Here is a 13,214-nt window from a genome sequence, read left to right as displayed (position 1 = left end):
CCCTCTCCCCCCTTGCCGGGGGGAGATGTCGCCAGAGGCGACAGAGGGGGTGGTTCCACATCCTCCTCGTTCGTAGAGTTCGCTGAGCCACCTCCCTCTGTCAGCTCCGCTGACATCTCCCCCGCAAGGGGGGAGAAGGGCGCGCATCCAACCACGAGACACCATCATGGACCTGGACTATTCGGACGAGCAGCTCCTTCTGAAGGAAAGCGCCGACCGCTTCCTCAAGGACCGCTACGACTTCGAAAATCGGGCCAAAGTCCTCGCCTCCGATGACGGCATCGATGCCGCGATCTGGTCGGAGATGGCCGATCTCGGCTGGCTGGCTCTGCCTTTCTCGGAAGAAAATGGCGGCCTCGGCGGCGGCACGGTGGAAATCTCGCTGATCATGGAGGCGATCGGCCGGGCGCTGGTGGTCGAACCCTACCTCGCCTCCGTCATCCTCGCCGGCAGCCTCGTCGAAAAGCTCGGCACAGAAGAGCAGAAGGCCGAAATTCTTGCGCCGCTGATCGCCGGCACATCCCGCCCGGCGCTGGCCCACACGGAAAAACAGACCGGCTTCGACCTTGCCGACATCTCCGCCACCGCCGTGAAGACGGCTGATGGCTACACACTGTCCGGCGAAAAGCCGCTGGTGCCCGGCGGCGCGGCCGCGGACATCTTCCTCGTCTCCGCCAAGCTCGACGGCGGCATCCGCCTCTTCGCCGTGCCGGCCGATGCCGCCGGCCTCACCCGCAAGACCGCCAAACTCGTCGACGGCACCCGCGCCTGCGACCTTTCCCTCTCCAATGTCTCCGTCCCGGCTTCCGCGCTCTTCGACGGCGGCAACACGCTCGCCGAAATCGAGGCGGCTCAAGACCGCGCCAATGCCGCACTCGCGTCCGAAGCCGTCGGCATCATGGATGCGCTGATGGACGCGACGGTCGCCTACACCAGAGAACGCGTGCAGTTCGGCAAGCCGCTCGCTGCCTTTCAGGCGCTGCAGCATCGTATGGCCGAGATGGCGGTGAAATGTCAGGAGGCGCGCGCCTCCGCGCTTCTCGCCACGCTTTCCGCCGATGCGTCGCCCACGATACGCATCCGCGGCGTCTCCGGCGCCCGCGCCAAGATCGGCAAGGTCTCCCGCTTCGTCGCGCAGGAGGCAATCCAGCTTCACGGCGCCATGGGCTTTTCGGAGGAAATGCCGATCGGCGCCTGGTTCCGCCGGCTCTACGCGATCGAGAACACGTTCGGCACCACCGCCGGCCACCTGAAACGCTATGGCGAGATCGTCCGCGACACCGAGGTGCTTTCCGGAAGCCTGCTGCGCGTCCCGGATACCGACCGGCCAGAGCTGGCGGAAGGCATGAACCTGCGGATGAGCGAAGGCGAGGTCCGTTTCCGCAACGAGGTGCGGACCTTCCTCGACGCTCACCTCGACGACGACCTGAAGCGGGCCGAACGCCTCAACCCGAGTTTCCTCGCCGACCCCACCATCGGCCTGAAATGGCAGTCGAAGCTCAATGAAAAGGGCTGGGTCGCCCCTTCCTGGCCGAAACGATATGGCGGCACCGGCTGGACGCTCGCCGAGCGCTATATTTTCGACCAGGAATGCGAACGGGCCGGCGAACCGCATTTCCGCGGCGCCTCGATCAAGATGATCGCCCCCGTGCTGATGCGTTACGGCACGGACGAGCAGAAAGCATTCTACCTGCCGCGCATCCTGAACGGCGAGGATCTTTGGGCGCAGGGTTATTCCGAACCCGGCTCCGGTTCCGACCTCGCCTCGCTGAAGACCAAGGCAGTGCTCGAAGGCAATCACTACATCGTCAACGGCTCGAAGATCTGGTCGACGCTCGCCCATCACGCCACCCGCATGTTCGCCCTGGTGCGCACCGCCGACACCGGCAAAAAACAGGTAGGCATCACCTTCATCCTGATCGACCTGAAATCGCCGGGCGTCACCATCCGGCCGATCCGCTCGATCTGCGGCACGCATGAATTCAACCAGGTCTTCTTCGACGACGTGAACGTCCCTGTCTCCGACCGTATCGGCGCGGAAGGCGAGGGCTGGGACATTGCCAAATACCTGCTCGAATTCGAGCGCGGCGGCGCTTTCGCCGGCGGCGTGTTGCGCGCCCTTCTGACCCGCCTCCACCGCCTCGCCTCAGAACCGCTGCCGGACGGGCGAAAGATGATCAGCGACCCGCTGTTTGCGGCCCGCTTCGCCGAGATCGCCACGGATGTGGATGCCAACGACATGCTGGAGCTTGCCGCCATGTCCAAGGTGCAGGCCGGCGGCAATCCGGGCTCGGTGCCGTCCTCGACGATGAAGATCGAGCGCAGCCGCATCCGCCAGTCAATCGCCGAACTCGCCGCCTCGATTCTCGGTCCGGATGCGCTGCGCTGGGAAGAACATCGCCCGCTGCACGAACTGGCTGAGGAGAGCGAGATAGACGAGGAACGCAAGGTGGCGTCGGCCATCTATTTCAATTCCCGCTCCCAGAGCATTTTCGGCGGCAGCAACGAAATCCAGCTGGAGATCATCGCGAAGACGCTGCTGCGGTAACGCTCGGGCCGGAGGATTTAACCTTGACGACAGCGGCGGCCTTTTGGGCGCGGGGAAAATGCTAGTATGCCGACATGGTTCCTTCACCGTCAAATTGTTGGTTTGTTATTCGCACTTGTTGTGACCGCAGGTTCCTGCGGGATATCCGCCGCCATGCAACCCAAGCAGGAAGCGCTAATCGAGATGTATATCCGGCTCTGCGACCAATTCGCCATCGAGGTCTGATCAATACCTTCGCGGTACTGAAACCATATCGCTTCCAAACACGTTATCCGGCCAGATGCCCACAACCCCGGAGAACATGCATTGGACATCATCCGTATCCTGCTTGCTTTCATCCTTCCGCCGCTCGGCGTGTTCTTTCAGGTAGGCCTCGGCCTGCATTTCTGGCTGAACATTCTGCTCACGCTCTGCGGCTGGCTGCCGGGCATCGTGCATGCGCTATGGGTGATCCTGAAGAAGTAGGCGTCACGCTTTCAGCTTCAGCCGTCGTCGCGTGTCGCTCGGGCTTTCGCGGTAATGCGCGCGGTAGCTGCGGGAAAAGGCGGAGGCCGAGTTGAAGCCGGTGGCGGCGGCGATGTCGGCAAATGTCGCCCGTGTTTCGATCACTTTCCGACGCGCGGCATTCAATCGCAGAGCCAGGTAGTGTTCGTGCGGCGCAACTCCCATGACTTCGTTGAACAGGTCTTGCAGATGGCGGGCGCTGACTCCCACCCGCTTCGCCAGTCGAGTCAGCGATAGGGGCGCCTCCACCGTTTCCTCCATCAATTTCACCGCCGCCTGCACGCGGGCATCGGCGATCCGCATGTTGCCGATCGCTGGCACCTGCAGGAGGTCGCCGCGGGTGCGTTCCTGCTCGTAGATGAACAGCCGCGAGACCTCCAGCGCCAGAGAATATCCGTGGGCGCGGCGGATCAGTTCCAGCATCAGGTCGAGCGTCGGCAGCGAGCCGCCGGTGGTGATCCGCTTGCCGTCGATGACGAAGCGTTCGCGCACCATGTTGACCTGCGGATAGGCGGCCGAAAAGTCCTCGAAGTCTTCCCAATGGGTGGTGGCCGAGAAGCCGTCGAGCAGGCTCGTATCGGCCAGGATGAAGGAGCCTGCCTCGATGCCAGCTATCGACGCCCGGTGCCGCGCCGTCTGGGAAAGCTGGAATTTCAGCTCACGGGTGGCATGCCGCTTCCAGTTGTAGCTCGCAAGCACGAAAAGCGGATCGCTCTCCCGTCCCGGCCGGAAGGCGCCGCTGACGGGAATGGGAATGCCGGCCTTGGTGTCGATCGGCTGCCCATCCGGCGAATGGAGCGTCCAGCGGTAGAGCTCCCGCCCCGCAATGCGGTTTGCGGCGCGCAGGGGTTCGATGACGGAGGCAGCGAGAATGAGGTTGATCTCCGGCAGCACCAGAATGTCGAAATGCTGCGTCTGAGAGAAATTCTCGGCCATGCAATCAGCGCCTCCGCTTCCGCCAGTGTATAGAATGGTGCTGAGAATGAAAAGCATTCCCGGCCCTTCCAGTTCGTAATGGTGAAAACGAACAAGGAGAGGAACATGCCGCTCGAGATGAATCGCGAGGTCTTCATTACCTGTGCCGTCACCGGCGCGGGCGATACCACGGCCAAGTCGAGCTACGTGCCGGTCACGCCGAAACAGATCGCCGAGTCGGCAATCGATGCCGCCAAAGCCGGCGCCGCCGTCGTCCACTGCCATGTGCGCAACCCGGAAACAGGAGCTGCCGCCCGCGGGCTCGATCTCTACAGAGAAGTCACCGACCGCATCCGTTCGGCGGATATCGACGTGGTGCTGAACCTCACCGCCGGCATGGGCGGCGACCTCGTGTTCGGCAATGTCGAGGCGCCTTTCCCGGTCAATCCGAATGGTACTGACATGGCCGGCGCCACCGAGCGTGTCGCGCATGTCGCCGAATGCCTGCCGGAGATATGCACGCTCGATTGCGGCACGATGAACTTCTCCCTCGGCGACTACGTGATGACCAACACGCCCTCCATGCTGCGCGAGATGGCGCGGCAGATGACCGCGCTTGGCGTACGCCCCGAGATCGAGGCTTTCGATACCGGCCACCTCTGGTTCGCCAAGCAACTCGTGGAAGAGGGGCTGATCGAGGATCCCGTCTTGATCCAGCTCTGCATGGGCATTCCCTGGGGCGCGCCCGACGACCTCAACACCTTCATGGCCATGGTCAATAACGTGCCGAAACATTGGACGTTCTCCGCCTTCTCGATCGGCCGCAACGCGCTCGCCTATCCGGCCGCAGCGGTGCTTGCCGGCGGCAATGTCCGCATCGGGCTGGAGGACAATCTCTATGCCGGCAAGGGGCAGTTGGCGACCAACGCCCAGCTCGTGGAGAAGGCGGTCGGCGTGATCGAGGGCATGGGCGCCAAGATCGTCGGCCCGGCTGCTGTGCGTGAAAAACTCAAGCTGACGAAGCGGTGATCGCCATGAGCAAAATAGAAAAAGCAGCCTGCATCGGCGGCGGCGTCATCGGCGGCGCCTGGGCGGCGCGCTTCCTGCTCGCCGGCATCGACGTCAACATGTTCGATCCGCATCCCGAGGCGGAGCGGATCGTCGGCGAAGTGCTGGCGAATGCGGAGCGCGCCTATGGCATACTCACCATGGCGCCGCTGCCGCCCAGGGGGAAGCTCACCTTCTGCAGGACCGTCGAAGAGGCGGTCCAAGGCGCCGACTGGATCCAGGAAAGCGTGCCGGAGCGGCTGGAACTGAAGCGCAATGTCATCACCCAGATAGACGCCGCTGCCGATCCGAAAGCACTGATCGGCTCCTCCACTTCCGGCCTGATGCCGACCGACCTCCAGCGCGACATGAAATATCCGGAGCGCATGTTCGTCGCCCATCCCTACAACCCCGTCTATCTCCTGCCGCTCGCCGAACTGGTCGGCGGCCAAAAGACGTCCGCCGGAACGCTGAAGACCGCACAGGAAAAACTCGCGCCGATCGGCATGAAGGGCGTCATCATCAAGAAGGAGATCGAAGCTTTCGTCGGCGACCGCCTGTTGGAAGCCGTCTGGCGCGAGGGCCTGTGGCTGATCCATGACGATATCTGCGACACGGAAACGCTGGATGACGTGATCCGCTATTCCTTCGGCATGCGCTGGGCGCAGATGGGCATGTTCGAGACCTATCGCATTGCCGGCGGCGAGGCGGGCATGCGCCACTTCCTGGCACAGTTCGGCCCATGCCTCTCGTGGCCCTGGACGAAGTTGACGGACGTGGTCGATCTCGACGACGCGCTCGTCGAGAAGATCGCCGGCCAGTCCGACGCGCAATCCGGCGCCCACGGCATCCGCGAGCTGGAACGCATCCGCGACGAAAACCTCGTCGGCATCATGCAGGCCCTGAAGGCGGGCGATGCGGGCAAGGGCTGGGGCGCGGGCAAGATCCTGGCCGAATTCGAAAGGCATCTCTGGAAGAACGCGCCGAAACAAGCCGCCAAGCCGGGCAGGGAGCCGCTCGGCCTCCTGCAGGTCAAGGTCCACCCGTCCTGGATCGATTACAACGGCCACATGACCGAGTACCGTTATGCGCAATGCTTCGCGGATGCCAGCGACGCACTCCTGCGCCTGATCGGCGTCGATATGGATTATGTCGCGGCCGGCAACAGCTATTACACGGTCGAGACCCATACGCGGCTGCTCGACGAAGCCAGGCTCGGCGATCTCCTCACGGTCACCGCACAGATATTGCCTTCGTCCGATGGCAAGAAGCTGCAGAGCTTCATGTCGCTGACGCGAGCTGCTGACGGGGTATTGCTCGCGACCTGCGAGCATCTGATGCTGCATGTGGCCTCGGCCGAGAGCACAGCGGTGGCGCCGGGGGTGGAGGTGATGGGCAGGCTGCAGCCGCTGATCGACGCGCATGCGGACTTGCCGACACCGGAAGGGGCAGGGCGGTCAGTGGGACAGAAGCGCTGATCTGAAGCCGGGGACGGGAGGGAAGTCATGAATTTCGGATTGACCGACGAGCAGGAGATGATCGTCAAAACCGTCCGCGATTTCGTCGAGACGGAAATCTATCCGTACGAAAACGAGGTGGAACGCACCGGCATCGTGCCGCCCGAACTCGGCCAGGAAATCGCTCGCAAATGCCGGGAGATCGGTTTCTTCGGCTGCAATTTTCCGGAGGGAGTCGGCGGCGCCGGCCTCGACCACACGTCCTTCACGCTGGTGGAGCGCGAACTTGGCCGAGGCTCCATGGCGCTCACCGTCTTCTTCGGCCGCCCCTCCGGCATCCTGATGGCCTGCGATGACGAGCAGCGCGAAAAGTACCTTTTTCCGGCAGTAAAGGGCGAAAAGTTCGATGCGCTCGCCATGACCGAACCGGATGCGGGCTCCGACGTGCGCGGCATGAAGTGTTTTGCCCGCAAGCAAGGCGACGACTGGGTCGTCAACGGCACCAAGCATTTCATCTCCCACGCCAATATCGCCGATTTCGTCATCGTCTTCATCGCCACGGGCGAAGAAGAAACGCCGCGCGGACCGAAAAAACTGATCACCTGCTTCCTCGTCGACCGTGGCACGCCCGGTTTCGAAATCCGCGAGGGTTACAATTCCGTCTCGCATCGCGGCTACAAGAACTGCATCCTGACCTTTGACGAATGCCGCCTCCCGTCGACACAGATCCTCGGCGACGTGCACAAGGGGTTCGACATCGCCAACGACTGGCTGTACGCGACGCGGCTCACCGTCGCCGCCACCTCGGTCGGCCGGGCGCGGCGGGCTTTCGACTATGCGCTGAACTACGCCGCCGAGCGAAAACAGTTCGGCAAGCCGATCGGCGCCAACCAGGGCGTTTCCTTCAAGCTTGCCGACATGATCACCGAGATCGACGCCGCCGACCTGCTGACGCTGTCGGCCGCCTGGCGGCTCGACCAAGGCCTGCCTTCGAACCGCGAGATCGCTTCGGCCAAGGTTTTCGCGACCGAAATGCTGGCGCGAGTCACGGATGAGGCGATCCAGATTTTCGGCGGCATGGGGCTGATGGACGACCTGCCGCTGGCGCGGTTCTGGCGCGACGCCCGGGTGGAGCGCATCTGGGACGGCACGTCGGAAATCCAGCGGCACATCATCAGCCGCGAGCTTCTGCGGCCGCTAGGGGCGTGAGGATGCACAAACGCCTGTCATCGGCCGGAATTACCCCCCTCTGCCCTGCCGGGCATCTCCCCCACAAGGGGGGAGATCGGCAAGAAGCGCTTGCTACGTCCCTCGTTAGCCGGTTTCTCAACCTGATACGTAAGACGAGAGCGGGACGACGCTCCATCCAATCTCCCCCCTTGTGGGGGAGATGCCCGGCAGGGCAGAGGGGGGTATCGGCATGACGAATACTCCTCGTTCCCTCGACCGCCTCACCCGCCCGAAAACCATCGCCGTGTTCGGCGGCAAGGAGGCTCGTCGCGTCATCGAGCAATGCGACAAGATGGGTTTTGCAGGCGAAATCTGGCCCGTCCACCCGAAGAACGACGAAATTCTCGGCCGGAAATGCTACCGCTCCGTGGCCGACCTGCCCGCCGCACCGGATGCCTCCTTCGTCGGCGTCAACCGGCAGCTGACGATCGAGATCATCCGCGAGCTTGCCGCCCGCGGGGCAGGCGGGGCGGTATGCTACGCCTCCGGTTTCCGTGAAGCGGCAAGCGAGCTTGCGGATGGCGACGCGCTGCAGGCGGCGTTGGTCGAGGCCGCCGGCGACATGCCGATCCTCGGACCGAATTGCTACGGCTTCATCAACATGCTGGATGGCGCGCTGATGTGGCCAGACCAGCACGGCATGCTGCGGGTGGACCGGGGCGTGGCGGTGCTGACACAATCCTCCAACATAGCCTGCAATATTTCCATGCAGAGCCGCGGCCTGCCGCTCGCTTATCTGATGACTGCCGGCAACCAGGCCCAGACGGGGCTTGCAGAACTCGCGTGCACCGTCATCCAGGATTCCCGCGTCACGGCGATCGGCCTGCATGTGGAAGGCTTCGACAGTCTCGAAACGCTGGAGCGGCTGGCCGGTCTTTCCCGCCGCCTGAAAAAGCCGGTCGCCATGCTGAAGGTCGGCAAATCGGAAGCAGCACAGCTCGCGACCATCTCGCATACCGCCTCGCTGGCCGGCAACGATCGCGTCTCCTCCGCGCTGCTGGAGCGTCTCGGCATCGGCCGCGTCGAGACCCTGCCGGAACTCCTGGAAACCCTGAAACTGCTGCATCTTTACGGCCCGCTGCAAAACGCCGACATCTCCTCCATGAGCTGCTCCGGCGGCGAAGCTTCGCTGATGGCCGATGCCGGCGTGAAGCGGAGGATTTCGTATCCGCCGCTCAGGGAAGAGCAGTTGAAGCCGCTGCGCGAAACGCTCGGCCCGATGGTGACGCTCGCCAATCCGCTCGACTACCACACCTTCGTCTGGGGCAACGGCGACAAACAGACGGCCGCCTTCACCGCCATGATGCAGGGCGGTTACGCGCTGAACCTCGTCGTGCTCGATTTCCCCCGCCTCGACCGCTGCGACGCGACCGACTGGTTGACAACTGTCAACTCGGTCGTCGCGGCCCGCAAGGCGACCGGCGCCAATGCAGGCATCGTTTCCAGCATGGCGGAAAACCTGCCGGAACAGGTGGCCGAGCAGTTGATGCGCGATGGCGTCGTGCCTTTTTACGGCATCGAGGAAGCGCTCGCCGCCACCGAGACCGCGGCCTTCATCGGCGCGGCCTGGAAAGCTCCTGCGCCCGAGCCGCTTCTCAGGACGGCGCCCGGTTCAGCGGAGGCCGTGACGCTCAACGAGGACGAGGCAAAGCGCGAGCTTTCCGCCTTCGGCTTGGCCGTGCCGCCGGGTCTGGTGGAGATCGACCCCGAGGATACCGGACCGGCGGCGGAAAAACTCGGCTTTCCGGTGGCGCTGAAGGGCCGCGGCATCGCCCACAAGACGGAAGCGGGCGCCGTGAAACTCAATCTGCGGACTGCCGGGGAAGTCGTTGCCGCCGCGCAGGCAATGGCCGGCACCGCAAACGGTTATCTGGTCGAGAAGATGGCCGGCCGGCCGGTGGCGGAGATCATCATCGGCGCGATGCGCGATCCCGTCGCGGGCCTGGTGATGACTGTCGGCGCCGGCGGCATCCTGGTCGAGCTTCTGGACGATTCCGCGCTGATCACCCTGCCGGCCTCGCCGGAGACGATCTCGGCCGCGATATCTGGTCTGAAGGTGAAGAAGCTGCTCGACGGCTATCGCGGCGCACCGAGGGGCGATATCGCAGCGCTGGAACAGGCTGTCGCGGCGGTCGCCGCCTATCTCGTTGCAAACGCGGATGAAATCGAGGAGCTGGATATCAACCCGGTCCTGGTGCTGCCGGAAGGCGAGGGTGCCGTGGCGGTCGATGCCCTGGTGAAAAGGAGGATATCGTGACCGATCAACCCATCAAGACCCGCCGTGAGGGCGGCATTCTCGAAGTCACCATCGACAGGCCTAAGGCCAACGCGATCGATCTCGTCACCTCGCGCATCATGGGCGAAATCTTTCGCGATTTTCGCGACGACGAGGTGCTGCGCGTCGCCATCATCACCGGTGCCGGCGAAAAATTCTTCTGCCCGGGCTGGGATCTGAAAGCAGCGGCGGCCGGCGACGCCGTGGACGGCGATTACGGCGTCGGCGGGTTCGGCGGCATGCAGGAATTGCGTGACCTGAACAAGCCGATCATTTCGGCCGTCAACGGCATCTGCTGCGGCGGCGGGCTGGAGATCGCGCTTTCAACCGACCTCATCCTGGCGGCCGAACATGCAACCTTCGCCCTGCCGGAAATCCGCTCAGGAACGGTGGCGGATGCCGCCTCGATCAAGCTGCCGAAACGCATTCCCTATCACATCGCCATGGATATGCTGCTCACCGGTCGCTGGCTCGACGTGCAGGAGGCGCATCGCTGGGGTTTCGTCAACGAAATCCTGCCGGCGGACAGGCTGATGGCACGCGCCTGGGAGCTGGCGCGGCTGCTCGAAAGCGGCCCGCCGCTCGTCTATGCGGCGATCAAGGAAGTGGTGCGGGAGGCGGAAGGTGAAAAGTTCCAGACGACCATGAACCGCATCACCCGCCGGCAACTCAAGACGATCGACGTGCTTTATTCCAGCGAAGACCAGCTCGAAGGCGCACGTGCCTTCGCGGAAAAGCGGGATCCGGTCTGGAAGGGGAAATAGCTGTCACGCCGCGATATCGGCGATCTCGCCTGATTGCCACAGAACCTTGGGATCGGACATGTCGCCGCTTTCCATGTCCACCTGAACGGAATAGGCGGCCACTCCGGCGAACCGCTCGGCCATTGCTCTTGCAATCTTTTCGGCTGATGCGGCGTTGGATGCGGCCCGCATCTCTCCCGGGGCAATCGTGCCCCGCACCTTCTTGAATGGCAGGACGATGAATTTTTCGGATTTGGACATGGAATCCCCCTTAATGTTCCCATTTTGTTCATACGGCAGGGGAAGTCAACGGTGACGCGCAATTCCTCGCACAATTTCCTTCAACTGGATATCGAGCGGCTTCAGCCGGGAGACGACAATTGGACATCCGCTTTTTCACAGCCGCCGATGCCACGGAACTCGCTTCACTCTTTGAGGAGATGCAGGCCTACTACGGCGTCTTCTGCCCATCGCACGATGCGATCGTGGCCGGTCTCCTCGGCCGCCCGCCGGAAACACAAATCCTCGTCGTCGCGACCGATCGCATCGTCGCCTTTGCGGCCTTTGCCGCCATCTATCCGGGCCCAGGCCTGAAACCTGGCTTCTTCCTGAAAGAACTGTATGTCTCGAATTCCGAGCGCGGCCGGGATATCGGCACGATGCTGATGTGCCGGCTTGCTGCGCTGGCGGTCGAGCGCGGCTTCGGCCGGATCGACTGGACGGCGGCGCGCGCCAACGAACGGCTGCTGCGTTTCTATGACGGTCTCGGGGGCGACCGGAAGGAAGACCGCATCTTCTACCGGCTCGAAGGCGAAAGGCTGAAGGCGCTGGCGACCAGGGCCTAAGCGCTCTTGTGCCCCTCGTATTGCGGCAGATCGTCGGTGATCTCGTACCACGGCGCCTTCGAGCCGACGAAGATGTGGTGGGTCGGCCGGATGGCCGGTGCATCCACCAGCGTGCCCATCGCCACATGCACCCAGGCGGCCTCGCGTACCAGCGAATAAAGAAGCGAACCGCAGGCACGGCAATGGGCATCGTGATTGTCCGGGCCGCCATAGATCAGCAGGTTATCGGCGCCTTTGGTCAGCGCAAGTTTTTCGCGCGGGATGCCGGCAAAGGGCTTGAAGGCCGAGCCGGTGGTGCGGCGGCAATTCGAACAATGGCAGATGGCGGCGTAGACGAAGGCATCCTCGACGGCATATTCCACCGCGCCGCAAAAGCACTTACCCGACAATCTCTTCATCTGCCCCTCATGCCCGGCTGATCTCGTCCAGATACCAGCCGATATAGCGCAATTCGTTCTGTTCCATAGGGGCGATCGGACCGGGCACGAAGAAACGCGAGACCACGCCGCGGGCAGTATGTTCGATGATCGCCTTGTCCTCGTCGGTCGTTACCTTCCAGAGCCAGGTGAGCTTTTCGAGATCGTAGTCGCGGCCTTCCTCCGCCCCGGCATCGACCAGCCAGATCAGCTCCATCTCGCAGGTGTCGACCGTCTTCGGGATGAAGCGGTAGATCATGCCGTGGTCGGCATAACAGACGAGGAAGCTCGTGCCGCCGAGGTGGATGGAGGTGACGCCGCCGTCGAAATCGGAGAAGCGGCCCATCAGCGGGGCGAGCGGCTGGCCGTCCTTGCTGCCGGTCTTCACCCCGTCATAAAGTGCGTAACGAAAGGCATGGATCGCCTCGCGGCCTTCCCGCGAGGTCTGCCAGTGATTGCCGGAGCCGACCTCGATGCCTAAAGCGCAGGTGCGCTCCTCCATCCTGGCGTTCAGTTCCTCGATCATGTGCAGCGGCTGTTCCAGCGCATGGGTCTCGGAATATTCCGGATGTGCCGGGCCGCAGTGATAACACTCGACATAGTTTTCGATCGCGAGCTTCCAGTTGGCGTCGAGCGGGTAATTCTGACGGTGCGCGACCTTGGCGGAGGCCCAGCCATATTGTCCGCAGGTGGCGTGCAATAGGTTCTCCACTTCGGAGAAGTCGAGCGGATTGTCCGCAAAGGAAATGAAGACGAGGCCTTCGACGACGCGGACGTGGAGCTTCTTCAGCCCGTGGTCTTCACGCTTGAAATCCTTCGGCATCAGCCGTGCCGCCTTCAGCCGGCCGTCGTTGGCAAACGTCCAGGCGTGGTAAGGACAGACGAAAGCCCTGGCATTGCCCTTCTCCTGCGTGCAGACCTCGGCGCCGCGATGGCGGCAGACGTTCAGCATCGCGTGGATCGAGCCGTCGCCGGCGCGGGTAAGGATCACCTGTTCGGCGCCGAGCTTGAAGAGTTCGAAATCGTTGAGATTGGAGATGACGCTTTCATGCGCCAGGCAGTGCCAGTGGCGGAAGAAGACGCGGGCCATATCCCGTTCGAAAATGTCGGGGTCGTGGTAGAACGGGCGAGCGAGGCCATGGCCGGGGCGGTGTTCGGCGATGAGTTGGTCGATGCGATCGCCGGTGGCAGGGTTGGTTTTCGGATCGGATGCCAGCATGATTTGGTCTCCTTT

At 63.3% G+C, this 13,214-nt stretch carries 12 protein-coding genes; 8 read left to right on the top strand and 4 right to left on the bottom strand.

Going from position 1 to position 13,214, the window contains the following annotated elements; translation table 11 throughout:
- The first annotated feature begins 166 nt into the window (after nt 1-166).
- Entirely contained in the window at nt 167-2,548 is a 2,382-nt protein-coding gene (locus DMO26_RS34400) for an acyl-CoA dehydrogenase (RefSeq protein WP_226951324.1), read from the top strand.
- Between the two features lie 306 nt (nt 2,549-2,854).
- Nucleotides 2,855-3,013, top strand: a complete 159-nt coding sequence (locus DMO26_RS17185; protein WP_117193362.1) for a YqaE/Pmp3 family membrane protein — start codon at nt 2,855-2,857, stop codon at nt 3,011-3,013.
- A 3-nt stretch (nt 3,014-3,016) separates the two neighbouring features.
- On the opposite strand, the gene DMO26_RS17180 is transcribed toward DMO26_RS17185, so the two are convergent.
- Nucleotides 3,017-3,988: a GlxA family transcriptional regulator gene (locus DMO26_RS17180; protein WP_117193361.1), complete on the bottom strand. Its 972-nt coding sequence runs from the start codon at nt 3,986-3,988 to the stop codon at nt 3,017-3,019.
- 105 nt (nt 3,989-4,093) lie between these two features.
- Between DMO26_RS17180 and DMO26_RS17175 the strand changes: the two genes are divergently transcribed.
- The 5 genes from DMO26_RS17175 to DMO26_RS17155 all read left to right on the top strand — a co-directional run bounded on the left by DMO26_RS17175 (nt 4,094) and on the right by DMO26_RS17155 (nt 10,740).
- A complete protein-coding gene (locus DMO26_RS17175; protein WP_117193433.1) occupies nt 4,094-4,996 on the top strand; it encodes a BKACE family enzyme in 903 nt (300 codons plus the stop codon).
- A gap of 5 nt (nt 4,997-5,001) precedes the next feature.
- A complete protein-coding gene (locus tag DMO26_RS17170) occupies nt 5,002-6,492 on the top strand; it encodes a carnitine 3-dehydrogenase (RefSeq protein ID WP_117193432.1) in 1,491 nt (496 codons plus the stop codon).
- Nucleotides 6,493-6,519: 27 nt separating this feature from the next.
- Nucleotides 6,520-7,680 (top strand): acyl-CoA dehydrogenase family protein, encoded by a 1,161-nt coding sequence (locus tag DMO26_RS17165; RefSeq protein ID WP_117193360.1) that lies wholly within the window; start codon nt 6,520-6,522, stop codon nt 7,678-7,680.
- 211 nt (nt 7,681-7,891) lie between these two features.
- Entirely contained in the window at nt 7,892-9,958 is a 2,067-nt protein-coding gene (locus tag DMO26_RS17160) for an acetate--CoA ligase family protein (RefSeq protein ID WP_117193359.1), read from the top strand.
- Nucleotides 9,955-10,740 (top strand): carnitinyl-CoA dehydratase, encoded by a 786-nt coding sequence (locus DMO26_RS17155; RefSeq protein ID WP_117193358.1) that lies wholly within the window; start codon nt 9,955-9,957, stop codon nt 10,738-10,740. The genes DMO26_RS17160 and DMO26_RS17155 overlap by 4 nt, the downstream gene beginning before the upstream one ends.
- Nucleotides 10,741-10,743: 3 nt before the next feature.
- Here the strand turns inward: DMO26_RS17155 and DMO26_RS17150 are convergent, their stop codons facing one another.
- Nucleotides 10,744-10,980, bottom strand: coding sequence for a hypothetical protein (locus DMO26_RS17150; RefSeq protein WP_117193357.1), 237 nt, complete (start codon nt 10,978-10,980; stop codon nt 10,744-10,746).
- A 179-nt stretch (nt 10,981-11,159) separates the two neighbouring features.
- On the opposite strand from DMO26_RS17150, the gene DMO26_RS17145 reads away from it, so the two are divergent.
- Nucleotides 11,160-11,564, top strand: a complete 405-nt coding sequence (locus DMO26_RS17145; protein ID WP_117193431.1) for a GNAT family N-acetyltransferase — start codon at nt 11,160-11,162, stop codon at nt 11,562-11,564.
- Here the strand turns inward: DMO26_RS17145 and DMO26_RS17140 are convergent.
- Together DMO26_RS17140 and DMO26_RS17135 are read right to left on the bottom strand one after the other, a co-directional pair.
- Nucleotides 11,561-11,962 carry a GFA family protein gene (locus DMO26_RS17140; RefSeq protein ID WP_117193356.1) on the bottom strand — a complete coding sequence of 134 codons (402 nt, stop codon included), beginning with the start codon at nt 11,960-11,962 and terminating at the stop codon, nt 11,561-11,563. The two genes, DMO26_RS17145 and DMO26_RS17140, sit on opposite strands and share 4 nt — an antisense overlap.
- Before the next feature lie 7 nt (nt 11,963-11,969).
- Nucleotides 11,970-13,199, bottom strand: a complete 1,230-nt coding sequence (locus tag DMO26_RS17135; RefSeq protein ID WP_117193355.1) for an aromatic ring-hydroxylating oxygenase subunit alpha — start codon at nt 13,197-13,199, stop codon at nt 11,970-11,972.
- Nucleotides 13,200-13,214 lie beyond the last annotated feature (15 nt).

This window comes from Rhizobium terrae (assembly GCF_003425685.1).
Taxonomy (GTDB): domain Bacteria; phylum Pseudomonadota; class Alphaproteobacteria; order Rhizobiales; family Rhizobiaceae; genus Neorhizobium; species Neorhizobium terrae.
This window is presented reverse-complemented; position numbering and strand designations above follow the sequence as displayed.

Bases quoted from the DNA above. Each gene is read 5' to 3' on its own strand.
- DMO26_RS17180 (WP_117193361.1), bottom strand. From the start codon at position 3,988: ATGGCCGAGAATTTCTCTCAGACGCAGCATTTCGACATTCTGGTGCTG.
- DMO26_RS17145 (WP_117193431.1), top strand. From the start codon at position 11,160: ATGCAGGCCTACTACGGCGTCTTCTGCCCATCGCACGATGCGATCGTG.
- DMO26_RS17165 (WP_117193360.1), top strand. From the start codon at position 6,520: ATGAATTTCGGATTGACCGACGAGCAGGAGATGATCGTCAAAACCGTC.
- DMO26_RS17170 (WP_117193432.1), top strand. From the start codon at position 5,002: ATGAGCAAAATAGAAAAAGCAGCCTGCATCGGCGGCGGCGTCATCGGC.
- DMO26_RS17140 (WP_117193356.1), bottom strand. From the start codon at position 11,962: ATGAAGAGATTGTCGGGTAAGTGCTTTTGCGGCGCGGTGGAATATGCC.
- DMO26_RS17150 (WP_117193357.1), bottom strand. From the start codon at position 10,980: ATGTCCAAATCCGAAAAATTCATCGTCCTGCCATTCAAGAAGGTGCGG.
- DMO26_RS17175 (WP_117193433.1), top strand. From the start codon at position 4,094: ATGCCGCTCGAGATGAATCGCGAGGTCTTCATTACCTGTGCCGTCACC.
- DMO26_RS17135 (WP_117193355.1), bottom strand. From the start codon at position 13,199: ATGCTGGCATCCGATCCGAAAACCAACCCTGCCACCGGCGATCGCATC.
- DMO26_RS34400 (WP_226951324.1), top strand. From the start codon at position 167: ATGGACCTGGACTATTCGGACGAGCAGCTCCTTCTGAAGGAAAGCGCC.
- DMO26_RS17160 (WP_117193359.1), top strand. From the start codon at position 7,892: ATGACGAATACTCCTCGTTCCCTCGACCGCCTCACCCGCCCGAAAACC.